The sequence below is a fragment of the Evansella vedderi genome (assembly GCF_030813435.1).
Classification (GTDB): domain Bacteria; phylum Bacillota; class Bacilli; order Bacillales; family Salisediminibacteriaceae; genus Evansella; species Evansella vedderi.
Genome location: NZ_JAUSUG010000008.1, coordinates 29,839 through 52,933, shown reverse-complemented (window position 1 = coordinate 52,933; position 23,095 = coordinate 29,839). Strand labels below are relative to the sequence as shown.

The following is a 23,095-nucleotide window of genomic DNA, read 5'->3' as shown; positions in this document are numbered from 1 at the left end:
CCTCCCTACCTGAAACGTTCCCTGTACTTAATACTTGTATTAAAGCTGTCACTCGGCTGCACTACTAATTGATTACTTCCTTTGGCCAACTTAAAAAAGGAAGCCCCGAAATCCTTTAAATCCTTTCGGTCTTCCCCATTGATTAATATCTCATCATCCTTATGGTCAAACGTAATGATATCCCCTTCATTTGCGATATACGGTGTTTGATCAATGGTTGCTTCTTCTAGCTTGAACACTCGGATAAAATTGATTTTAGGCGCATAGGCGTTTGGAGTACCACTATATTTACCGATATGAATCTGAACGTATTTCAATCGCCCCTGGAACTCTTCTGCATTATCCATAAAACTTGTATCTAAATTCCAAACATGGCGTGCCCCATCGTTAGCGATACGAGTTACATAGAATTCAAATCGTTTACCTATTCTACGCATTCGAACCATCCCAAAGAAGAAGTCCCAACTGTATTGGTAATTTTGAGAGGATATTAGATAATTAATACCCCTACCAACGAAGGGACCAACACGCCCCTCTGCTCTCTTCTGATGAGTGGATCTGCTGCTATCATTTACGGCCATTTTTCCTAATACATTCATAGACTCATCAAAAAGATAAAATTCTATCCGGAAAGTTGCCCCCGGTTCAATCGTCCGCCCCTGCAGGTGCATTTGTACTTCAAAGTCTTGTGTAAGAGGCACTTCTTTAATTAGTGCTGGACCGTGCCATTCATCCCCTGAACCATAATTGGGTACCGTAATACCTTCGCCGTCAGTACTTAAATGACCGCTAACGGTACCATCTACCTCTGTCGGACTATCTGACCATGTGTCTAATGTGTCTCCACGTTCTTCTAGTAGCAGGGTTCTGGTATCCACAATTTCTTCTGTTACATTGGCAGGACGTCCTATCATTTGATACTCATCATCTTGGTTTTGAATTAAAGCAAAGGTCACTGGTTCCAGTACTTCTAATTCAAAGATTGGATCTGCTTCGACTGTTCCTTCATTGGTGAGACTAACAGCGTCTTGAGGGAAGATGGCTGTACGTTCAGGCCCGTATTTGAATGGATCAGGACAAACAAAATGAAGTGTACCCTCTCCATACTCTATTAAATCTTCGAAATCATCTATCGCACCATCAAATAGGGCATAGTACGTCTTTCCCTGTCTGTTGGGGTAAACTAAAGGGCAAGGCTCATCAGTAATCAACCAAGAAGCAAGCTCGTCTTCTATATCCTCCATACTTCTCCCATTAGGATTGATATAAACAGGTATAGATAATCTCAATTCATCAATTTCACTGGATGTTAGATGGGCCCCTTTTAAACCTGGAACCCTTAACAAATTCCTATGGATAGGCGCGAAGGGAGAACGCCTCATACCCTGTTTAATAACTAGCCATGATTTTGATATGCCATTAAAAGTAATTGTCCTAGGCAAAGCTCTCCCCCCTATTAGTGTTTCTTTCTTGGAATTCTGTAACGTGTGGTTCTACAACTCTTCCTACTTCCCTATCATCCATTACAATGATCTTCCCGTCTTTTACTGCCTGAATTAACTGGAGTAGCAATGCTTCAAGGGTGCTATAGTCGTTTCGAGTTACAGGTCTACTTGAAACAGTTTCTGTCTCTGGTTCATCTAGCTCAGGTACGGTTAACATGTGACTCATTTTCTTATGAACGTCGTCTATGCCGTCATCGATGGATTCTTCCACAGGTCCAGCAAAGTCTAATTTGTCCAGGTCACTCAACGGCCCTTCTTTTGCCGGAGAAAACGGAAGCAAGTTTCGAACGGTACCTGCTAGGTTACTTGCAGCATCTTTTACTTTTCCAATAGCTCCTGTTATCCCGCTTACTACCTGGTCAATCAAACCTCGTCCGGCTTTAAAGAATGAACTCCCTAAATTAGTGATTATAGTAAGTGCTGCTTGCATCCCATCAGATATAGCATTTTTTGCTCCGTCTATTGCATCTGAGATTACAGAAACAACTTTGTTAAATATTTCTGAAGCTTTCTCCCGGATGATATCCCAATTTTTCCACAGGAGGACTCCTATTGCTATGAGTGCTGCTATAGCAGCAATAATTAAACCGATTGGAGAAAATAACATCCCAATACCTACACCCACTAACTTTAAAACAGGTAGAAGTGCCATAAATAAGGAAATTGCTTTACCTACTATCATGAGGATCGGGCCCATGACAAAAGCTAGCATGGTTATTATCCCAATTACTTTTTTCGTTTCCGGACTTAAATCCATAAACCATTGAATAAGCTCGCCTATTCGCTGGCTAAAATCTTGTATTGCTGGGATAGCTTGATCTCGAATAAATGGTATGGCAGTTTCCGTAAGGAAAGGCACTGCACCTGTAACCAATTCTTGAAAAAATCCACCGAATGTCCGGGTTAAATCATCAATAGCATCTTGGTATTCTTCAGAAGCTTTTGTTGCATCCTCACTCATGACAATACCCAAATCATGGGCGTGATCCCGAAGCTCTTGAATGGACATATCTCCTTCTTCAATGGCAGTGGCCAACTCGGGGCCTACTTTTGAACCAAATAGTTCAGCAGCAAGAGCAGAAGCTTGAGAAGCGTTGTCCATCCCGTGGAGTGTACCCATCACTTGCATAAAAGCCTCATCCGTTGACAAAGTGCCGTTCTCCAAGGCTTCCATGTTTACCCCTAGCTTCTCGAGTTGTTCCTTATGCTTCTCACTTCCGTTTGCAGCTTGACCGATGGTATCGTTGAGATTTCTTAACCCTCTTTCAAAACCACCTTGTGATACACCCAACTGTCCTAAAGCATATTCTAGTTCTTGGTATGCATCGGTGCTGATGTTCAATTGCCTGCTAGTTTTGGCTATTTCATCCCCTTTAGCTGTTATTCTTCCGGTTAACGCGACGATACCAGCACCAGCTGCAGCAATAGGGCCTGTCACCCATTTAGTCATGAAGCCTCCAGCTTTAGAGACATTGTCACCCATCTTTTTGACTTTTTCTCCAGCGCTTTCAGCTTTCTTACCTACATCATCGACCTTTTTTTCTACATCATTATCCTCAATAAAAATACTTCCAAACAAACGGAAGATTTCCAATCAGTTCACCCCCTTAGGGAAAACAAAAAAGCCCTCATTAAGAGCGCTCTCTATCGTTATTTCGTATGCGTTTTGACTCTGCAATTATTTGTTCAGGAGTCCTGTTGCTTTTCGATTTTTTAGCTGTGCTTTTTCCAACATGTTTTTGGTAATAAGTATCATAAGGAAGTCTCTTTTTAGGATCAGTATGAACATAAAAATTAAGCCATTTTTGCCATATCCGTCCCTCAACCGTTTTATCAAAAGCTTTTCCGAAAAGTTCTATTCCTTCCTGAACATCCAAATCGAGAATAAATTCTATGTTACTGTAACGACTCAATAAAACATCGTAAAATTCTATTGCATCGATTTGGAGAGTAAGCGCAAAAAATTCATAATACCTTTTTGCTCTTTCAAGGCTTTCATGAATTCAACTAAATCTTCAATGTCTAGATCTGCAAACTCATCTGGACTCATCTTCCCCTCTGTTAAACTGGAAAAGAATTCATAAAAATCATTTTCTGCATTGCCTAAACGGGTGAGTAGATAAAGCATCGCTTCAATACCTGCAGCTTTTTGTGCTGCGTTAATGTCCTTACCGACTAATGAGTTAACCATGTTCATTACATCAAACTTATCAATGTCCATCTTTTTTAAAATCCTGGACACTTTTGGGATGTCACGAGTTTTAATATTTCGGATAACATACTCTTTATCATTAATAACGATTGCCATTGTGTACTCCTCCTTAAATTAAGAAAGAGACTCACTAGGGAGTCTCTTAACTAGATTGTTGTGTTGTTGCTTTTGGATAACGCATTTTGTACGGTGGTGTCATCAAATCAGTAGGATCGTAATGACCTGTAAATTGAACCTCGTTAACAACCTTTTCTTGGTTCTCAAGAGCAGACTCCAATTCACCGTCACCTAATGCGTTTTCTACGATGATAACAACGTCTTTCCCTTCTGCGGTGGAGCCAACAAAAGCAACGTTTTTCAAATAATCGTCCTGGCTTACTTTTCCTGTGGGTTTAATTTCATCATAACCCGCATTAGAAGTATCAGCTTTTAACCCTGCATAAAACTTAGCATAGCGGTTAGCGTTAACGATGCTCATGGAATTAACAGTCAGTCTAGGGATTTCTTCGATAATATGGGTTAAACCTTTGATCGGCCCCTTAGCTCCATATTCCTGGAGGTTCTTGAATTCTCGTGCTACATTAAACGCTCCTCCCTCGACTGCTCCTACAACTTCCTCGCCTTCTACATCGTAATTAAAATAAAAAGCCCCTTCACCAAGAAGGACCTCTTTCGGATCAGCAGCTTGAACTGCAGATTTTTTCGGTGCCATCTAGCTTCACCCTTTCTTCTTAAAAAATGTCTTCGCTACAAAGCGTAATTCCCTTCTCCTAAGGTTAGGATCAGGATCCGGTAACTCTCTAGGACCTTGCAGCTTATAAAGCCTTGTAGAAAAGCCTTCGGAAGGAAAAACATTTCCGTTAAAATGGTTTTCTACTCTATCGTAAAGCTCATCTAATCGTTTTGTATCCTCTACACTGTTCCAAGTGTTGGCATCATCCCAATAACGCGTCTCAATAATGACCTCGTCTTCTGTTCCAGGAGTCGTAGTAGGAATAGTAAAAACGATGTATGGCATTGTGTTATCATCGCCCACCTGCTCATGATATGAACGAGGATGGATCTTGTTTAACTCTTCCAACATGAAATCTATTAGGTTGTTCATGTTTACCACCTACATTTTCATAATGGTTGCGGCCAACTGCTTTATTACGCCTTTCGTATCATCTGCTGCAGGGCGCAAGGTTGGTTGTGGCCGCATACCATGTGTAAATATAATTTCACCTGTTTTTGGGTCTTCATAAGCCCACGGCGTTTTTCTCCCATCGCCTTTTTCAGCATACTTACCTGTACCAAATTCAACATAAGGAGCGTGTTCTGCGCTTGATCCAAGAATGACTTCGCCTTTTGCTTCATCCGTCTTGTAGTTGTAACTATCCCTTAAGGCACTAGAAGAAACAGGGGAACGCAACTGTACATTGGAAAGAGTGTGCTCCCCGATACCTGTAAGGAGTTTACCTTTGTTCTCCTTATACTGTTTTTTGAACTTTGGAATGTTATTTTGAAAAGTTACTTTACTCTTTTTTCTGGGCATATTCGTTCCACTCCACTTCCATTCGAATGTGGCCCATACTCATGTTATGATCAATAAACTTTACCGTATACACCTGGTCATCTTCATCAATGATTTGATCGCCTTTTTTGACGGCTACCCCATCAGCAAAAGTAAAAAGTTCATGGGATGATGAGTATTGCGATTGATCAGCTGCAAAGCGTTGATCTCCACTCAGCGCATCCATAGCACCTTTAATTGTTCCTAACGTTACTGGATTGTTAAATGTACGTCCGTTAACTGTTTGCTTCTGGTTACGTTTTACCGTGAATTCATCTGTAAAGTAATCCCCTATCATACGACCTTCAACTTCTTTCGTAATCCTCTTAAACAGCTTTTAGGATAATCACTGTTTTCAAAAGAGATAGAGTGTTTACCTAGACTTTCAGTGGTCTTTCCTTCTTTGTTTGTAAGATCGTAAGCAACCATTTTCTTTACGTTTTTTGCGTAGCCTTTGGGGAGTTCATCTCTCCTGGTATACTCTTTGATCCATTCTTCAGCATCCTCGATATAAGCTATTAGTTGCTCGTCAGTCACCTTGATTGATCCTAAATACGTTCTCATTTCATCTTTTGATACTAAAGGCATAAAATCACCCTATTTCTTTTTAGTTTTGCCCTTAGGTTTACGGTTACGTTTTAACCTCTTATCCTTTGGTGTACCTTTATTCGGCTTGCCCATTGAGTCGCCCAACTTTCGATAGCTCATGATTGAGTTCTTCTGTTTTCTTCGCTTGCCCTTTTTGGTATGGCATCCAATCCCATTGTCCACCGTTACTGCCTTTGGAGACTCGTAAGTTAAAGAACAAGCCACCAGGATTAAAAACACACAGGTCCACAACATCTTCTTCGCCTTGATGGACGTTAGTAATAATCGCTGCCCTGTCCTCACTTTTATATTCGCCTCCCGGTGTTCCATAGGATTTATAATAAACGATTCTTCCTACTGTCGGTTTCATTCTTCTTCAAGCTCCTTTAAGGCTTCTTTTAGTTCAGCAACCTTCATATTGCTGTATCCCTCAAGCCCTTTTTCTTTTGCAAGTTCCTTTAACTCAGCACCTGTCATATCATCGATGCTTTTTTCACTTTCAATTTCCTTGACCTCGTAACCTTTACGTTTAAACCAATCGATAAGATGAGGAGAGTTAGTCTCTCCCACCCCATCAATGAATTTTACTGTTGCGGAAATCCCATTGTACTCTTTATTCGGTGCAAGTATCTTGACCATAATTACACCACCTTAATGTTACGGAAAACACCTGCAGATTTCGTACGCTTCAATGCAACAGAAGAAACCATTTCTACTTCTCCAGGCTTTACAGCTCCTGCAGTATCAAAGTCCGGTAACCAAATCTTTACTAGATCAGTATTAGCAAGGGAAACGCCGTGGAAGGCGTCCAAACCAAAACGCCATGCGTAAAGATCCGTTAATCCGGAGACCGCGGATCCTCCAACAGTACGTGAGTCAATAGCTACTACTGGGTTGTTAGAACCTGGCTTCGCTCCAAGGTCAACAATTGGGATATCGTTATAAGCCCAAATCTTACGTCCGAAGGCGTCCTCACTTGAAGTTAAATATCCTGCCTCTCGTGCAATGGCTACTAGCCGGTTATACATCTTCGTGTTGCTTGCTAATACATCCGGCTTTTCATCCAAACGGCTTAAAAACTCGTCTAGCTCAAACAGGAATTTCTTGTAGTTAGACTCAATCTGACCTGTGGATGAGATATCAATATACTCCTCTGTGTAATGCTCTGTAGAAGTACCAGTAATAGCTTTGTCCAAACCATCGAAGGAGTCTTCATTAGCTCCAGAGTCACCGTTGATTACAGTGTCATGGAAAAGCGTACGAGTTGCTTTTACTTTTTGTTCTGTTTGAAAGGCTACCTCATCTGCTAAACCGCCTGTACGTGCAAGTACTCGGTCAATTTTGTACTGGCCCCCGAATACTTTCAATTCAGTGGTGTAACGTTGCTTTTTAGCCTCATGGTTTGTGTACTCAGAGTTAATCGCACGGAAAGCGGCTTGAGCTTCTTCGATTACTCGAGTATAACCATACGTTAACGTTGCTCCAGAAGTACCAGGTGTTACTGCATCATCAAATGTGATGTTGTTTAAAATGAATGAGCTCTTACGAAACTCATCGATAATTCCTGCTTGAATGTCATCTTGCGTATTTAATCGTGCTTGCTCCATTGTTACTGGCATGTATAATCACTCCTATTTCTTTTTGTAAAAATCACCAATTGCTCCTGAAAGTGTTTTAGGTGTTTTGGATGGTCCTCCACCTGAGGCAGGATCATCCATTCCGCCTTTTTTAAAGCGTTCATTGACTACTCTTTCAACTTCTTCCTGCCACAACTTAGCGAAGGTTTCTACGTTCTCCTTCGTTTGCTTTTCATCACCTCCAGCAAGGATATTCTTAAATTTCTGAGGGAGCTTCTTTTCATCAAGTAAGTCTGATGTGAGCATGAGCTGTTCCTTCTCATTGAGCGCTACTTCTTTATCCTTTAAGCTTTTTTCATACTGCTGCTTCTCGTGTTCTTTGCGCTCTTCGTCAGTCATTTTCTCCTTCTCGTAAGCATCAATCTTGTCTTTAAGCTCCTTGTTTTCCTTGCTGTAAGTCGTACGGACTTTATCCGTAGCAGATTGAATCATTTTTTGCAGGTAATCTTCCTGCTCTTTGGAGAACTGAGGAGTTTTATCTCCGTCGCCTTTATCTCCACCCTTTTCTCCATCGCCTTTGTCGCCTTTGTCGCCTTTGTCATCGTCTTTGTCACCATCAGCAAAATGTTGAATGTTTAACCGGATGAATGGCTTCCAAGCTTTTGTTTGTTCCACTGCTCTTTTCACTTCTAGTTCTTTTTGAATAATTGTCATTGGTATTTCCTCCTCGTGAGTTCAACACAAAAAAGCCCCTGCTAAGCAGTTGCCGTTGAGTTGCCCTCAAATAAAATTTTAAGCCGCATCGATGCGACCTTTTTTCCATTGTTTAAACGTTTTGTATTGCTTAATCTCACCGCGTTTACCTTCCACTTCTCGGGAACGACGTACTTTAGGCTCAAAGCCTTCAATGACAGTAACCACCGTACAACGGCAATTAATATCATCTTCTGCAGTACCCATTTGTCCAGGAGCTGGTCCCCTACCTCCGTTACTGGAAGTAAAGTCGTCATCGACTTCTACCATTTTCCCGTCAAGCTCTTCATGTGCATCCCTTGTTGACTCGTCCAATGTAGCAACCCACATCTTTTTCATGATCACGCCCTGATCGGCAGCATGTTCCATGCTTTTGAGTCTTCCCTCTTGTTGCACCCTGTGGGACTCCGTACGTGCAACACGTAAGGCTTTTTTATAATCACCATCAAGTCTTTTTTCCAAGCGCTTTGCCATGAGCTCATAAGACTCTCCTCTGATTAAACCTTGTGTTATTTCACGTCTGATATTACGGATTAAATCCGTGCGGTGTCCTGCTAGTGTGTCTGAAAGAGTTAATCCACTGATTGGGTTGTTAATGGCATCCATTATTACATCTTCTTTTAGTTGACGGAAACCAAGCTTAGCAGCTGCTTCTGTCTCCAGTGCAAAGGCCGTTCGATAAAAAGAGTCTGCGTATTGATTTTTAAAGCTAGATTTTAAAATATTAGCTTTCTTACGACTGTATTTATTTAAGTGTGTTATCACTGTATCCTCTAGTTTTTTAAGACGGTGGTAACGGTTCATAACGTGATACTCAACCTTACCTCCTTGACCAAACTGAGCATAGGTTACAGCTAGTTCACCTTGTACCTCTTTCAACACATTTTCGTAAGATTTCTTTAACTCTTTTTCCGTTTGAGCTTCTGTAAGACTTAACGCCCTATCAGCTTGTTTGAATTTCCTTGTTAGACTCATTCATCATCATCCTCGGGGTCTTCATGAGCTCTATTCGGTGTCCCTACCAATGCAGCTTCCTCTTTTTCCATTTCCTCCTTCTCCTGCTGCGGATCTGGAACAAAGGATAATTTACTTAAGCGTGTATTTTCACTTACATGGCCACGTAATAACGCTGTTGTTTCTGCTTCCTCTTTCAAATTAACAGGAAGGTTACGTGAGAATTGGTATTCCATCTCTAAATGGTCCAAATGGATGGACTTCTTCCCCCATGCTGAACCAAGTACCTTGTACTGGTAACGTAAACTTGATGAGAACTTTCTCTCTCCAGTGATACATTTGTTTTCTAAGTTCATCAGCTTATAACGAATAGCAACTCCTGAAGCATTTCCGCCAAAAGCCTCGTCGTTGAAGTTAACATGACGCGCAAACCGAATAATGTTTTCTTCAAAACGATCCAACGTATTTTGTATAAAGGTGTCGTTGATGTCCTTCGTTATAAACTTTGCATCAGCTGGAGCATCTGGTTCTCCGTCCACTTGAATAGCTCCAGTACGTTTCATCTGTTCGAGTATTTCCTCGTCTATATCCATACCCACAATGAGCATGTAAGCAAGCCTAAACTGCTCTATTTCACTAGAGCAATCGGAAAGCGCTCTGTCGTATGCATCGATAAGAGAAAGGACCTTTTCCGCATCGCCCTGTAGCTCGTCGTTATTGGCTATCCCGAACAGTGTACAGTAATCAAAAAGATGTTCATAAGGGTTTACTGGCTCTTCCGGATCCATTTCTAAAGCATCTTTTCGAAGGATGTAATAGGTAATATGTTTTTCATTGAACCATTCCACTCTTATTACTTCTTCGTTTCCATGCTCAATCGTGTAATACCGAAAAGCATATTCAGGTTCAGCAATCCTTCCGTCAGTGATAAAAACACATTCCCAAGGATTAATGTTTTTCACTCTTTCTTGACCTTCTCGATCAACATACAATTGCCTTGCAGCATAACCGCAAATGGCAGCCTTTTTTACTGTTTCGCTGTCCAGGTCTTCGATGTTGTTAATCAGGTTAAAGTCCCTTATTGCATCAATAACAACCTGCTCCTTTGGATCGTAGACATAAGAAATAGGCTTACCCACAAGGTAACCCACTTTTGTATCGACGATCTCCCCGAAGAAATCATTATTCAGCTTGTTATTGATTTTATTTGCACTTTCGTTTTGCTCTAATTTACGATTGAAGATTGGTACTGCTGGACTACCAATCTCTGCTTTATACCGTTCATACAATTCACGCATAACTTTATGGCGGCCTTTTTTCTCCTCGATCAGCTGCTTGATAACCTTTGCTGTGGGTAAGCCGTTATTATTTTTTATTTGTCGGATAATATGTTTCACTTTCTCACCTCCTCTATGCGATTGCTGGTACTGCTTTCGCTTTGGTCTTACCGTAAATAATCGTATTAACAAAATAACGATCCCCGTCCATATGGTGATCGTTTACTTTTTTAGGTTTATCTTCACCACGTTCCTGGGCCTTCTCATCCCATGCATAGGAGGAAAACTCCCTAAACGTCTCTTCGCAGCAGTCATTGTATTTGATCTTGCCATCCACTATTGCCGTAGAAACATTTCGAATACCATCAAGTACGTCATTTCTAGCACGTTTAACCTTGATCTTGTACCCATCGCCATATTTTACGTTTCTAATTTCAGCAATGAATGAGGATGCGGACGGATCCACAATAACAGACTCAATTTTGAGGTTCCCAATAAACTTTAAAAGGTCCTCTTTATATTCGCTATCTGTTTTCTGTTTAGACCTGGCTCTGCCATCGTAATGGTACTCTTTCACCTTGTACCAAACATCTTTATGCAATCCCCATAACCCAAACGTCATTGGGTTATTAGTACCATAGTCTACAGAAACATGGTATTTCTCGTAATTCCGTAGAATTGATTCAACAGTGTGCTTTACCTTGTTGAACATATCGTAAATGATACCTTCAGCAAGTACCCACAAACCTAAAATGTAGCGCTGGTAGAAGACACCGGAGAACATTCTCTCGTATCTTTCTCTCACTTTTGGTGACAAGGATAGGTTATCCACCATCGTAAAGTGCAAGTGTACAATGCGTTTTTCCTTTGCCTTGTCGATGTAGTCCAACTTGAACCAGTGGTACGGCCCTTGTGGGTTACAGTTCATAAACACCTTAGAGCCTTCAACGGAGCAACGACCAATCATCTGCTTAACAAATGACTCAGGGAAAAGCGCAGCTTCGTCTCCATATGCTCCTGCAGCTGTAAGACCTTGTAACGTATCCTGTGAACGTTCATTGTTAGCACCAAACAAGTAATAAATGTTTGTGCCTATCTTTATGTGAGGCTCATCGGAGGAACGTTGGTAATCATAATCAATTCCTTTCGCTGCTAATATCTTAAACATGGGGTTTAATACGTTACGTTTTAACGCCCCCATGGACTTTCCAGCAATGATAAATTGTTCATCTTCAAACGTGGATAGGGACCAATCTAAAAAGCTATTAATCATGGCCACTGTTTTACCTGATCGGATAGATCCGTCCGCAATCACCATGTCGTAATCGTGGTAAGGACTTTTTTTAGTCCACCACGTCATAAGCTTTTTCTGTTTTACCGAGAAAGGTAAAAACTTAAAAGGCTGCGTCCTTTTCTTCTTCCTTCGCCTCACCGCCTCCACTCCTAGTCTGTATATGAAAATCAATTTACCGTATATTTATTTGCATAGTCTTGAATATGGAATTCAAGTTTATTACGTAAAATATTTATATTGCGTAACAATGAAATTACAGAACGTTGTTATATCAAGGATTAAAATTGTTGGAAAATTTTACAGTATACAAGTTTTTATACATCCGCAATTTACAAGGCTTTTCACTTCTAAGCCCAACATTATTTCCCGTGATTCTTGCATAAAAACGATTGAATAAAATTCAAAAATTATTCATCGTCTTCCACTTCTTCATTGTCCCAAACTTCCTCAGCAGTACCGTTAAGAGCATCCATGAAAAAGCCAATGCGCTCCTTCACGTCGTCTTGATTATCTCCTTCAAGCTCTGCTAACGTTCGATACATCCCCATTAACGTAGACATGGCCCGTGAAAGTGAGTTGAGGAAATTACCTTGTCGATCCCAGGCATATTGAAACTCCCATTCCTTCTCTTCGAAGGTATCGCCGTTTTTTACTTTCCTGAGGTGTTTGATTAGTTCATCCTTTGATTCCACATGCATAATTCCTTGGGCACGGATAATGGCAGCTTCCTGAATGGCAATGCTACGTTTTAACTTTGCCGTTTGATCCTCCTGCTGCAGCTGTTCAACTAGTTCCATCGTTTCTGGAGGAAGATGCTTTGCAAACAAACCGTGTTTCAATGCGGCAGTATTCCGTTTTGCAAATCTAGTTTCAGGATTCGGATTCTTATTACCTGGATTACCTAAAGCGTGCTTGTTTCCTGGCTGTCCTCCGGGTTTCCTCTTCTTTTGTTGTACAACATTCTTTTTCGTTTGTTGTACAACATTCCACTTATCGCGTTGTTTCCACACGGCAACCTTCTTCTCGTCTACCTCAAGAATGTTAGCAATCCTGCGGTTCGTAATATCACCGTTGTGTTTCTTGTACAGCTCCCACGCTTCATCACGTTTAGGATCTCTTTTTCGTGGCATTAACTCATTCACCTACCTCCTACACCATCCAGTCTATAAAAACGGAAAAGCACCCGTCTCGATTCACGGGTGCTTCCTAGCAATCAATCATTATGAAATTGGATAAAACTTTACTCACTAACATATTAACACATAAATAGTCCGCGTTTGTTCCGCGATTTTTCCGCGCTACTTGAAACTGATTGCATCCACCCCAAAAAACAAGACCTGTATATCTTCTGTAGCTTGTTTCAAATACTTATAAAATGCTGTTTTTTCAATGTTCTCACTCTCTGCAATCTGTCTGTTGGACATTTTTAAGGGGCTTATATATTTTTTCTCTAATACTCGGTATCTGATCAACTCATCCTCTGTACACATGCTTTTATAAGCCTCTACCTTTGATTGTATGAACATCACCATTGCGACTGTTTTTTTTCGACTTTTCTTTATTGATTCAATGGATTCTAAGGTAATCTCTTCAAGATCTAAATCTTGTATGGATTTATTATCAATCTCCCAAAGCTCTCCTTTTACGTTCTCACAATGCACAACAAGTCCACGATAATTTTTTAAAAGCAAAACAGTATTTAGATATCGTTTGTCTTTCTTATCTTCCTCTTCCTTCTGCTTTTGCTCGGCTAAAACCTTTGCTACAGTCTCAGTAATGATCTGCAATTGTTTCTCCGATAGTTTCACTGTTGGACACCCTCTTTCTCCTGGATCTTCTCAATCCTTGCTTTTAAAGCAGACATTAACTCGTCTTGGGTGCTTGTCTTGTTGGCTAATGCTGCTACAACATCCTCATCGACACCACCTTCAACGGTTAAGTGGTGAATGATAACCTTTTCCGTTTGTCCTTGACGGTGAAGTCGTTTGTTGGCTTGCTGATATAATTCCAAGCTCCAGTTAAGACCGAACCATATCACATGGTTTCCTCCTTGCTGAAGATTCAACCCGTAAGCAGCACTTGCAGGATGGGCTAGTAAAATATCAATCTCTCGGTTGTTCCAATCCGTTTCATCCTGCGGTGTCTTTAACTCCCTCACTCTTAACTTAGTCTTGCTTAATGCTTGCTTGATCCGTTCCTTGTCATGTTGAAAGTTGTAAAAGACTAAAGCTGGCTTCCCATTCAAGCCCTCTACCAACTCCATGAACGCTTCCACCTTACACTTATGGATTTCTACAACCTTACGATCCTCGTCATATAAGGCACCGTTACAAAGTTGCAGTAACTTATTCGTCAGTACAGCTGCACTACCTACATCGATGGTGGACTCATCTACCTGCAGTAACATATCTTTTTCCAACATGTCATAAGCATCTTGGGCTTTGTTATCCAGTACTACTGGAACCGTATTAAACGTGATGTCAGGAAGCTCTAAGTAATCTTCTGCTTTCATGCTAACGCATATGTCTCCAATCAATCGTTGGATGACTTCCTCTCCTCCTGGCTTTGGTGCGTAAGTAAAAACTCTTTCTCTATCACGACGATCTGGTTCAAAGTATCTTTCCCGGAAATGGGTGATCTTCTTTCCTAGTCGTTCCCCGTTATCCAGTAAGTACACCTGCGCCCACAGGTCCAGTAGTCCATTTGGTGCCGGCGTTCCTGTCAGTCCAACTATGCGATTGATGTGTGGCCTTACCCACGTTAAGGCCTTGAACCGTTTGGCTTGGTGATTCTTAAAACTACTAAACTCGTCGATTACCACCATGTCAAAAGGCCATGCATTTCGATAATACTCCACTAACCAAGGAATGTTTTCCCGGTTGATCACGTAAATATCTGCAGGTGTGTTTAATGCTCGTATTCGTTTTGCTGCGGATCCAAGGGCCGGGATAATTCGTAGCAGCTGAAGATGATCCCATTTGTCTTTTTCTTTTACCCAGGTACTTTCGGCAACCTTCTTCGGTGCAACCACTAACACTTTGGAAACGGCGAAACGGTTATACTTCAAATCGTTAATGGCTGTTAAGGTGATTACTGTTTTCCCAAGTCCCATATCTAGTAACAACCCTAGTGCTGGATCTGTAAGCACTCGGTTGATGCAATACCGTTGGTAGCTGTGTGGAACAAACTTCATTGGATCTCACCATACTCTTGAATGAATTCGTCTATGCCCTCTTTACTGTCAATAACTAAAACAGTATGTCCGAAACTATTAATCTTTCGATGTTGTCCGATCTGATTTTTTGTTGGTTTCTTACCTGGTGCTTTCATTTCCACAAAGTAAACTCTTTTACCTGGAAACAACACTAACCTGTCTGGCACCCCAATGTTTCCCGGGCTCTCAAACTTGTAAGCTCGTCCTCCAGCTTTTCTCACTTCTTCACGGAAATAATTTTCTATGTCACGTTCCCTTATCTTTCTCATCAAACCATCCTCTCAAAAACTACGGTCAACTTTAACATCCTTTTTCCCTTATTAGCGTATAAACAGGTGTATTAGGCGTATTAGGTACACACACTATATACCTAATTTACCTATTTTATATTTACTTATAATTTAAAGTTGACATAGTTGACATATAATAATAAATATAGATATATAAAGGGTTTTACCTGTCAACTTTCTAATTTTTCAAAGTTGACACCGTTGACAGAGAAAGTTGACAAAATGAAGAAAGTTGACACCCTAAGTTGACACTTTTATGAACCCTTTTTGTCTTCCATAACACCCAAAACGCATGTTAGAATTATGTCTTTCCCAGCCTTCTATATCTCCTAATATACCGTTAATCTCTAACGAGTCTGAACGTTTCATGTATTTAATGTCTCCACCTAAGCACTCCACCCATACTTCAGCAGCACAAATGCGGTCCCGTTCCACGGTCTCACCTGTAAAGGTCCCGAACTCCCCGGACCAATATAAACGCCGATCACCGATGTCTTTTTTCTCCCATCCTAAAGGCACACGTCTCTCCACGAATTCACGGATGATACCTTCTTTTGCATTGCTCTCTCGGTGGTTGTCTTGGTGCTTCTTTGCTTCTGCCTCGATCTCCTTATTCAGGTATAAAGGTTCTCCTATCTGCCAATACGTATATGCTTCTGCAAGCAACTGAGGTACTTCTGTCTCCAGTTGATCGAATACACTTTTAGTTACTTCTTGAACACCCACATCGATTGGCCAAAAACGTCTATTTCCTGTCCGATCCTTTAGGAATTCACTATCATTCGTCGTACCAAAAAATACACACTGCCTTGGAAAAGGCTTTGTTCTTCTCCCAAATGGTTCCCTGTAAATATCCTCTCTTCGGCTTAAAAACTGCTTAACGGCATTGGCTTCCGATTTCGTCATACCTGTTAATTCTCCCACCTCATTCAGCCAAATACCCTGTATCATTTCACTTGCTTCTTTCCCTTCAAAGGTCTGTAAACTGTCCGAATACCAACGTCCTCCAAGGATATTTAAAAACGTACTTTTACCAATACCCTGCGGACCTGCTAAGATTGGCATGTAATCATATTTACATCCCGGTTCCATGGCCCGTGCTATCATGGCCACAATGGATTTACGCGTAACAGCTCTCACATAAGGAGAGTCTAATGCTCCTAAATAATCAATAATTGCTGTATCTAATCGTTTCACGCCGTCCCATTTCAATGTTCCAAGGTATTCCTGGACATCATTAAACGCGTGCTTATGCGCGCACAAAGCGGTTGCATCAAATATCTTCTCTTTCCCTGTAATACCGTAAATCTTTTCTAGATAATGGCGCAGACCAGCATCGTCCACGTCCGACCATGCTCTACGATCCTTCTTCTGGTTCCAAGGCAATGGTCCTAATACGAGACCCCGATTCGCAAATTCATCATATGCAAGCTTCCCTTTTAACTGTGGATCGTGCTCTAATATGATCATGATATTATCGGACGTTTTTGCAGGCATTCCTGTTGTGGCACTTACCTGCAGCTTCTTGATCCAATTCACATCTTCTTTTGTTGCCGGCGTTGTTTCGGTACCGAAATCCTCCAACGCTTGTTCATACCGTTCCTGGTTTAACACGGCAGCTACTCCGCCGTCATTTAGTGCAAAGGCACTCATAGATACAAAGGACGGAAGCTTATTCACCGGTGTATCTGGCTTTGCTTCATCGTCTTGCTCTCCAAACTTATGAAGCCTAACAAGGTCAAAGGCATTCACTAAACGTCCACTGCACGGGTCTGTTGCGTGGTGGGAATAAAGGAACAAGCCATCATCGTAAATCACGGCACCACCAACAGTCGACCCTCCAATAAACGTATAACGCTCTCCATCATCTGTCGGAGTATAAACACCCGGCAAAAAGGTTTCAATAGCAGTATGGATGTCAAACTGTCTACAGAAGGCGCCTACTACCCCACGTTTTTCCGTTGGGTTCCCTTGCTTTGCTGCCATTCTTACATGTGTTTGACTTGCTCCTGGAACCTCCGGCCACTCACTTATATTTCTCCAATCTCCATATGTAGAGAGTAGACCATCGGCATCAAGAAATTGTTTATCCCCATGTTGAAACACATATTGACTATCCACACAACAACTCGGCCAGTACATAAGCCTCGAGGCTTCAAACGTGGTTGGATCCGCAAGACTCATACCGATAATGGAAGCGAGCTTACGTGCTAAAGGTTCATACTCATCGGCTGTTGCCGTACGGTTAAGGGGAACAAGCACACGTAACCGTGGCTTGCCCTCCTCGTGCTTACGTGTACTATAAGTTGCATAAGCGCACCCTAACCCCTCTAATCGCCGTAATACGTCTTGCGTTCCACCTGCAGGTATATTGTCCAGGTCTAAGGTGATGATATCTCGCCCTGTAACGTTGGAAGCTTTACGACGATTGTTAGCAAGGGTACCGGCAACAAACCCACCCACGTCTTTTAAGTTGTCTTGCTGCATCTTTGGTAGTTTAAGATATTCAGCTAAGGTCTCGGTCCCTCTTACTGCAGTCCGGAGCCTGTCCACCATTTCGGACCAGTACAATGTTTGCTGTGGCCACTCGGTAGCCTTACGACTATTACCTGCTGATATCGTTATTTTTCTATCATGTTGCATCGGTGTCGTACCACCTTTCACTAGTCCTTCCAATTCCTATCTAAACACTCAACAAAAGCAATTAATACAGCAGCTGATTGAATAGCTTCAGTTCTCATATTCTTGTAACCGCCTTTTTCTCTTTCTCTAGCATTAAACAAATAAGTTTCATTGATTGCTTGTGCCAACTCTCCCACTTCTTCCGTGATGATCCCTAACCAGTACGGAGGTAGATGGTTCTGCTCTCCCCATTTCCTGTCCTGGCGTTCACGTTCTTTTAAAACATCTTGAATGACATCAGGCATAGCTAAACGCTCTAATTGTTTTTTAGTGAAATAACTTCCACAATCTAAACATCTACTACAAGGAGGGTTAGAAGCATACCCGTGTTCCAATCTCTTATGTTGGCATTTCTTTTGTTTTAGTAATTTCTCGAGTTTTTGAATATCTCGATCTAAATCGTGGTTCACTAATTAACCTCCTTCGCTACAGATTCGAACTATTCATTAGTTAGTTTCCTTCCGATTGCCTTAACATCTTCTTTCGGGATTGCAAACAATAAATAACTATGTTCATCTAAAAAATGATAGAAACCACTCTGCGCCCCATACTCAACCGTTTTTACATTTTCTATCTCATCAATACTTCCGTCTTTTTGCCATACTCTATATACCATGCTTATTCACCCTTTCTATGTCGCATCATTTCTCGACTAATCAGCTTTTTTCTTTTGCTCTGCTATTTTCGAATAAAGATCTGCTAAAATTACACCGGATCTTGTTAACTCGGCATCATTTTGAATTAATTTGTGCTGGTTTAACCTGACTAACTGCTTTCTGGTAACAAGGATGAGGTTATCTAATTCAAAGTTGCGCCGGTTTCCGTCTCCAAAAATAACAGCATGGCCTTTCGGAACAGGTCCGTTTTCTTTCTCCCAGATTAGAACATGTTTTGCTCGCCATTTATTTGTTGATATCTTTATATCAACATACCCGTCCCCATTGACTCTTTCAGTGCCGATTGTTCTGTAATTATGGGGTTTGTGTCCTTTTTTAAAATGCGTAGGCTCCCATCCACCTGTTCCTTTTTTACCTTTGTTAAATGGAGTATGACCGGGACTGAATGTTGTCTTCACTCCACTTTTCAAGCCCCTATTCCGTTTAAAAGCCCTGAGTTGAGTATTTTTCAAGTTCAACCCGAAGTGAGCATTGAACATTTCTAGTAATTCAGAAGTAGTACGACCTTTATAATTTCGAGTAATAAAATCGACCTGTTCTTCGGTGTAACGGTGTGGCATTACTTTCCACCTTCTAGCATTTTAGGAACCTTCACATCCGCATTTATTTTGTCATTACGTAATTTTTCCGCTTGAAGTACCAGGTTCCCATTATTTATGATTTGAGAAGCAATCGCAGTAACGGATTTTGCACGCTTAATCTCCTCGTCTAACTTTTCACCTTTTAATTCTTCGTCATTTAACCTCTCCAGTTGCTCGAACAAATGATTATTTAAATCACCCATTGTATTTCTCATTTATATCACCCTTTCATTTTTCAATCACTGCGCGGGGAAATTGCTTAATACTTGTTAATAGCGGACGTAAATCATATAATTCCAATTTTCCAGACTCATAGGTAAGTGTAAGTTTTTGACTGTCCACTTTTAACTGAACCCATTGACCCTTTAACTTTTTCAACATATCCTCATAAGCTTTGTAATTGATCACAATGCCTTCCACCTCTACTGGAAGCATGACGGACACTTTAAATATTCTCTGGAATTGTTCTAGTTCTTGGATCTCTCGTTGTTTACTCACGGGCATTTGACGTCCCCTATATTCTTTCTTGATTGCCGATACTCTTTTCTTTAAGTTAGATAGTATGATTTTGAGTTCTGCTTTTACATCTTCTACCGATCCACTCACAATCTTCAACATGTTAATACCTCCTAACTGGAGCTATAAGTACGTGTAATCGATCATGTTCATCGCTGAAACGAATAGGATTCATGTTTCCAGCAATACGAACATCTACCGAGACCACTCCTAAATCTTTGAATAGAGAAAAACATTTATGGAAATTCGCTACTTTCATATGGAACGGGTAAAAGGAAGCTTTTGTCCCGAACAAAGAAAGTACATAACTTTGACCGGAAATATCATAAACATTAAAAGTTAAATCATCTTTTAAGGTTGCAACTTCGTCGATTATTTCTGAAACTTTAACTGTTTTTAAGGAGGGATAAACTTCCTCAGCATTAATTTTGAATTCTGTAGAATAATTCATGTTTAGGACACTATTCAGATTCGGATAATTTTCATTGATAACTTTATCCGTCTTATGGTGCTTCACTATCGATTCGCTTAAGTCGTGCACATCTTTTGCATAGAGAAGAGTATGACTGTCGGTTATCATAACGGATCCATCCGAGCGATAATGAATACCTTGCAGCACTTTCTTACCCTTACCAGCCGCAGGTGTAAAATCCTTCGCATGTTTTTTAATGACATCAAGCATAATAAACCTCCTAACCTATTAATCTTTCATATAGTAATATGAGGTGAAGCCATCTGCATTTAACGGTAGTCCAGGAGCCCATGGGATTGATTGGCTCATAAGCTGAGTAATGGCTTCTAAATCAGCATGTTCTTTCGGCACGTCCAGGACAACTTCATCATGGATGTGCATAACCGTTTGTACCCCTACATTGTCTAGTCGTACAATTGTTTCTGCTAAACAATCCCTTGCGATAGCCTGGACCACATTCTCGACTAATTTACCGCCGTAAGTGTTCACCTTGCTCCATTTCTTTGTTGTCTGATCCATCCCGTAATAATGGACAGCTTCTTTACCGAAATCATTCTCAGACAGGAAAGGTTTAGCGTAGAAAAGCTTCCGTTTACTTGGAAGGGTAATCGTTAGGAAATCTAAACCGTTTACAATGTCACTTTCCCTAGCTAACAATAGCCCTTTTACTCCTACTGGCTGCCCATCGGTCATGACTGAAAGTGCAGCATTTTCTAATGAATACCACAGGTCTACAATTCGTTTATTAGAACTTCTCCAACGGTGTACGATGTCAGGCAATTCATCTTCTGTCAGGCCCATATCTAGCGCCCCCATGGAAATAAGCGCACCCTTCCCCCCTTGGTAACCTAGAGCTAATTCAGCGACCTTTCCTTTTTGTCGTAACTCGTATTCGGGATTCCCTTTTTTAATTAACTCGAGGGGAACTCCGAACATTTGAGAAGCTGAGGCCTCGTAGATCTTCCCGTGGGTATTAAACACATCAAGTCTCCACTGCTCTCCTGCTAACCAGGCAATGACTCTCGCCTCGATAGCACTGAAATCGGAAATAACAAAAACACTTCCAGCACTTGGTACAAAGGCTGTTCGAATTAACTGAGACAATGTATCCGGAACGTTACCGTATATTATTTTCAGTGCTTCACCTTTCTTTTCTTGAACAAGCTGTCTTGCATGGGATAGAGTCTCTAGGTAATTCCTCGGGAGGTTTTGAACTTGAACCAATCGGCCTGCCCAACGTCCAGTACGGTTAGCTCCATAAAATTGTAATAACCCTCTTACTCGTCCGTCTTCACACACAGCCTCCTCCATGGCTTGGTACTTCTTCACACTTGTCTTTGATAATTCTTGTCGTATTTCAAGTGCTCTTTTTACATCGCCCTTTGTTGTCTCAATGAGACTGGATACAGTCCCTTTTTGTAGATTCTCAACCTCTACACCCTGATCAGACAACCATTTGGTTAGTTGTTGTGTGCTATTTGGATTGTTAAGCCCTGTAATGTTTACTGCTTCTTCCGTTAGCTCTGCTGTTGATAAATCACTTACATGGAGGGCACCTTCTACAAGCGCCTTGTCTACAGCTACACCGTGAGCATTGATTCTTTGATCTAGTTCCCATAGCCACTGTTCCTGCAGAGGAACAGGAAAATTACTTAATCTTTTTCCTACTTCCTTTTCCGTCTCTACGTCTTGAATACAGTACTCTTTGAATAGTTCCCACTTCTCAGGTTCATGGTGAGGTAGCGTTCTTGTACGTCCACCGTTTTTCTTGGTAGGTTTTGTCGGTGTACAAAATAAACGAATTAAAGATTTTCCAACACTCATTTTCTGCTTATCTGCAGGTAACCCTAATGCTTTTGCTGTGGGTTCTAGTCCTGCTGTGTATCCACAATATAAACCGTGAAACATGGTACATCGCCACTGATTTAAAGGAGTGTTAGTTATCGTATTTAAGCAGTACCACTCAAATGCAGCATTATAAGCACGTTTTGTAACCTCTGGATCTATAAGCGCTAACTTGATGATCTCCGGTATTTTTTCACCACTCTCCAAATCAATGACTCGAGTAGGACCTTCATCAACTGAATAAGCAAATAGAAGTATTTGAAAGTCGGGAGACTGTACGTATTTGTACAGTCCCGCCTTTTTAATGTCTACCGATGAAAATGTTTCAATATCAATATTTAGTTGTCTCATATTCCATACACGCCACCGTTTAACGGTTGATCAGTGATAGGATCATATTGTTGCTGCTGAGGTTGTTGCGGTTGAATATGCCCCGGTGCGCTACTTTGAGGCACCTGTTGGTAATTCGGTTGCTGTGGATAAGGTTGTTGATAATTTTGTTGTTGGCCATATCCCTGTTGTGGTTGATGAGGAGCTGGTTGACCTCCTCCAAAGTCACTGGATGCATCCGGTGCGGAAGCTCCTAACGGTTCACCATCTCGTGTTTTCATTACGTTTGTACTAATATAGCAGCCAACACCTTTTTTCCCAGAGAAGGTATAAGCCCCAAAGTTAACGGCAATACGCCCATACATCCCGGAATAAACTTCTGTCGGATCCATAATAGGGTTCATTTGTGCATCCACGATTTTTGGAGGCTGATCCACTTTAGTAGAAGCACTGAATACCCAATGCCCTTTGCATTCTTCACCGAACGGCATACCATCGGATGGTTTCACACCGTCTCCGTCATGGATCGGTATAGCAACCATTGGAGGAATAACACCGTTCCACTTTGATTTACCTAACTCTTTTGCTGCTTCAATAGCAGCATCGATACGAGCTTTTGTTGCAGTATCAGATTTCGGAAGAAGAATAACCGTACTGTATTTTTCCTCTGCACCTGGTTGAGCTGCTCTCGGCTTTAACAGGTTTACAAAGCTAAAACGTACTTCTCCAGTTACTACACGCGTTGGATTTGTTTGATTTGTCATGATTTCATTTCC

Annotated in this window: 29 protein-coding genes; all 29 read right to left on the bottom strand. The window is 41.2% G+C overall.

The features are described from left to right. Positions 1 to 5 precede the first annotated feature (5 nt). The 29 genes from J2S74_RS11275 to J2S74_RS11135 all read right to left on the bottom strand — a co-directional run bounded on the left by J2S74_RS11275 (position 6) and on the right by J2S74_RS11135 (position 23,083). Positions 6 to 1,442 (bottom strand): distal tail protein Dit, encoded by a 1,437-nt coding sequence (locus J2S74_RS11275; RefSeq protein ID WP_307325590.1) that lies wholly within the window; start codon positions 1,440 to 1,442, stop codon positions 6 to 8. Then, on the bottom strand, positions 1,435 to 3,099 hold the full coding sequence (locus J2S74_RS11270) for a phage tail tape measure protein (protein ID WP_307325587.1): 1,665 nt from the start codon (positions 3,097 to 3,099) through the stop codon (positions 1,435 to 1,437). Before J2S74_RS11270 ends, J2S74_RS11275 begins: the two co-directional genes overlap by 8 nt. Before the next feature lie 37 nt (positions 3,100 to 3,136). After that, on the bottom strand, positions 3,137 to 3,418 hold the full coding sequence (locus J2S74_RS11265; protein ID WP_307325583.1) for a hypothetical protein: 282 nt from the start codon (positions 3,416 to 3,418) through the stop codon (positions 3,137 to 3,139). A gap of 17 nt (positions 3,419 to 3,435) precedes the next feature. Further along, positions 3,436 to 3,813, bottom strand: a complete 378-nt coding sequence (locus tag J2S74_RS11260; RefSeq protein WP_307325581.1) for a hypothetical protein — start codon at positions 3,811 to 3,813, stop codon at positions 3,436 to 3,438. Between the two features lie 46 nt (positions 3,814 to 3,859). Continuing rightward, a complete protein-coding gene (locus J2S74_RS11255) occupies positions 3,860 to 4,429 on the bottom strand; it encodes a hypothetical protein (protein WP_307325578.1) in 570 nt (189 codons plus the stop codon). A gap of 6 nt (positions 4,430 to 4,435) precedes the next feature. After that, positions 4,436 to 4,822 (bottom strand): hypothetical protein, encoded by a 387-nt coding sequence (locus tag J2S74_RS11250; RefSeq protein ID WP_307325576.1) that lies wholly within the window; start codon positions 4,820 to 4,822, stop codon positions 4,436 to 4,438. 9 nt (positions 4,823 to 4,831) lie between these two features. After that, positions 4,832 to 5,251 carry an HK97 gp10 family phage protein gene (locus J2S74_RS11245; protein ID WP_307325573.1) on the bottom strand — a complete coding sequence of 140 codons (420 nt, stop codon included), beginning with the start codon at positions 5,249 to 5,251 and terminating at the stop codon, positions 4,832 to 4,834. Further along, complete coding sequence (locus tag J2S74_RS11240) at positions 5,232 to 5,567, bottom strand: hypothetical protein (RefSeq protein ID WP_307325570.1); 336 nt, start codon at positions 5,565 to 5,567, stop codon at positions 5,232 to 5,234. The genes J2S74_RS11245 and J2S74_RS11240 overlap by 20 nt, the downstream gene beginning before the upstream one ends. Then, positions 5,564 to 5,857, bottom strand: coding sequence for a phage head-tail connector protein (locus J2S74_RS11235; RefSeq protein WP_307325567.1), 294 nt, complete (start codon positions 5,855 to 5,857; stop codon positions 5,564 to 5,566). The genes J2S74_RS11240 and J2S74_RS11235 overlap by 4 nt, the downstream gene beginning before the upstream one ends. 76 nt (positions 5,858 to 5,933) lie before the next feature. Then, positions 5,934 to 6,227 carry a hypothetical protein gene (locus J2S74_RS11230; RefSeq protein WP_307325564.1) on the bottom strand — a complete coding sequence of 98 codons (294 nt, stop codon included), beginning with the start codon at positions 6,225 to 6,227 and terminating at the stop codon, positions 5,934 to 5,936. Next, positions 6,224 to 6,496, bottom strand: a complete 273-nt coding sequence (locus J2S74_RS11225) for a hypothetical protein (RefSeq protein ID WP_307325562.1) — start codon at positions 6,494 to 6,496, stop codon at positions 6,224 to 6,226. The genes J2S74_RS11230 and J2S74_RS11225 overlap by 4 nt, the downstream gene beginning before the upstream one ends. Positions 6,497 to 6,498: 2 nt before the next feature. Then, on the bottom strand, positions 6,499 to 7,476 hold the full coding sequence (locus tag J2S74_RS11220) for a major capsid protein (RefSeq protein ID WP_307325560.1): 978 nt from the start codon (positions 7,474 to 7,476) through the stop codon (positions 6,499 to 6,501). A gap of 12 nt (positions 7,477 to 7,488) precedes the next feature. Next, the gene (locus J2S74_RS11215; protein WP_307325558.1) at positions 7,489 to 8,148 is read right to left on the bottom strand and encodes a capsid assembly scaffolding protein Gp46 family protein; all 660 of its coding nucleotides are present in this window, start codon (positions 8,146 to 8,148) and stop codon (positions 7,489 to 7,491) included. 78 nt (positions 8,149 to 8,226) lie between these two features. Continuing rightward, positions 8,227 to 9,162 (bottom strand): phage head morphogenesis protein, encoded by a 936-nt coding sequence (locus J2S74_RS11210; RefSeq protein ID WP_307325557.1) that lies wholly within the window; start codon positions 9,160 to 9,162, stop codon positions 8,227 to 8,229. After that, a complete protein-coding gene (locus J2S74_RS11205) occupies positions 9,159 to 10,538 on the bottom strand; it encodes a phage portal protein (RefSeq protein WP_307325554.1) in 1,380 nt (459 codons plus the stop codon). The genes J2S74_RS11210 and J2S74_RS11205 overlap by 4 nt, the downstream gene beginning before the upstream one ends. Before the next feature lie 13 nt (positions 10,539 to 10,551). Then, complete coding sequence (locus tag J2S74_RS11200; RefSeq protein ID WP_307325551.1) at positions 10,552 to 11,850, bottom strand: PBSX family phage terminase large subunit; 1,299 nt, start codon at positions 11,848 to 11,850, stop codon at positions 10,552 to 10,554. Positions 11,851 to 12,119: 269 nt separating this feature from the next. Continuing rightward, positions 12,120 to 12,842 (bottom strand): phage terminase small subunit, encoded by a 723-nt coding sequence (terS, locus tag J2S74_RS11195; protein WP_307325548.1) that lies wholly within the window; start codon positions 12,840 to 12,842, stop codon positions 12,120 to 12,122. 168 nt (positions 12,843 to 13,010) lie between these two features. Then, positions 13,011 to 13,520, bottom strand: coding sequence for a hypothetical protein (locus J2S74_RS11190; RefSeq protein WP_307325544.1), 510 nt, complete (start codon positions 13,518 to 13,520; stop codon positions 13,011 to 13,013). Continuing rightward, positions 13,517 to 14,905: an SNF2-related protein gene (locus tag J2S74_RS11185; RefSeq protein WP_307325541.1), complete on the bottom strand. Its 1,389-nt coding sequence runs from the start codon at positions 14,903 to 14,905 to the stop codon at positions 13,517 to 13,519. The genes J2S74_RS11190 and J2S74_RS11185 overlap by 4 nt, the downstream gene beginning before the upstream one ends. Then, a complete protein-coding gene (locus J2S74_RS11180; protein ID WP_307325538.1) occupies positions 14,902 to 15,195 on the bottom strand; it encodes a VRR-NUC domain-containing protein in 294 nt (97 codons plus the stop codon). Before J2S74_RS11180 ends, J2S74_RS11185 begins: the two co-directional genes overlap by 4 nt. A 261-nt stretch (positions 15,196 to 15,456) precedes the next feature. Continuing rightward, positions 15,457 to 17,859: a virulence-associated E family protein gene (locus tag J2S74_RS11175; RefSeq protein ID WP_307325535.1), complete on the bottom strand. Its 2,403-nt coding sequence runs from the start codon at positions 17,857 to 17,859 to the stop codon at positions 15,457 to 15,459. Between the two features lie 20 nt (positions 17,860 to 17,879). Further along, complete coding sequence (locus J2S74_RS11170; RefSeq protein WP_307325532.1) at positions 17,880 to 18,308, bottom strand: MazG-like family protein; 429 nt, start codon at positions 18,306 to 18,308, stop codon at positions 17,880 to 17,882. A gap of 29 nt (positions 18,309 to 18,337) precedes the next feature. Next, positions 18,338 to 18,514: a hypothetical protein gene (locus tag J2S74_RS11165; RefSeq protein ID WP_307325528.1), complete on the bottom strand. Its 177-nt coding sequence runs from the start codon at positions 18,512 to 18,514 to the stop codon at positions 18,338 to 18,340. A 36-nt stretch (positions 18,515 to 18,550) separates the two neighbouring features. Further along, a complete protein-coding gene (locus tag J2S74_RS11160; RefSeq protein WP_307325525.1) occupies positions 18,551 to 19,135 on the bottom strand; it encodes an HNH endonuclease signature motif containing protein in 585 nt (194 codons plus the stop codon). Next, positions 19,135 to 19,371 (bottom strand): hypothetical protein, encoded by a 237-nt coding sequence (locus J2S74_RS11155; protein WP_307325523.1) that lies wholly within the window; start codon positions 19,369 to 19,371, stop codon positions 19,135 to 19,137. The genes J2S74_RS11160 and J2S74_RS11155 overlap by 1 nt, the downstream gene beginning before the upstream one ends. 13 nt (positions 19,372 to 19,384) lie before the next feature. Continuing rightward, positions 19,385 to 19,774 carry a hypothetical protein gene (locus J2S74_RS11150; RefSeq protein WP_307325520.1) on the bottom strand — a complete coding sequence of 130 codons (390 nt, stop codon included), beginning with the start codon at positions 19,772 to 19,774 and terminating at the stop codon, positions 19,385 to 19,387. A gap of 1 nt (position 19,775) precedes the next feature. Continuing rightward, positions 19,776 to 20,354: a hypothetical protein gene (locus J2S74_RS11145; RefSeq protein WP_307325518.1), complete on the bottom strand. Its 579-nt coding sequence runs from the start codon at positions 20,352 to 20,354 to the stop codon at positions 19,776 to 19,778. A gap of 18 nt (positions 20,355 to 20,372) precedes the next feature. Next, positions 20,373 to 22,340 carry a DNA polymerase gene (locus tag J2S74_RS11140; protein ID WP_307325515.1) on the bottom strand — a complete coding sequence of 656 codons (1,968 nt, stop codon included), beginning with the start codon at positions 22,338 to 22,340 and terminating at the stop codon, positions 20,373 to 20,375. After that, entirely contained in the window at positions 22,337 to 23,083 is a 747-nt protein-coding gene (locus tag J2S74_RS11135) for a DUF2815 family protein (protein ID WP_307325512.1), read from the bottom strand. The genes J2S74_RS11140 and J2S74_RS11135 overlap by 4 nt, the downstream gene beginning before the upstream one ends. Between the last annotated feature and the right edge of the window lie 12 nt (positions 23,084 to 23,095).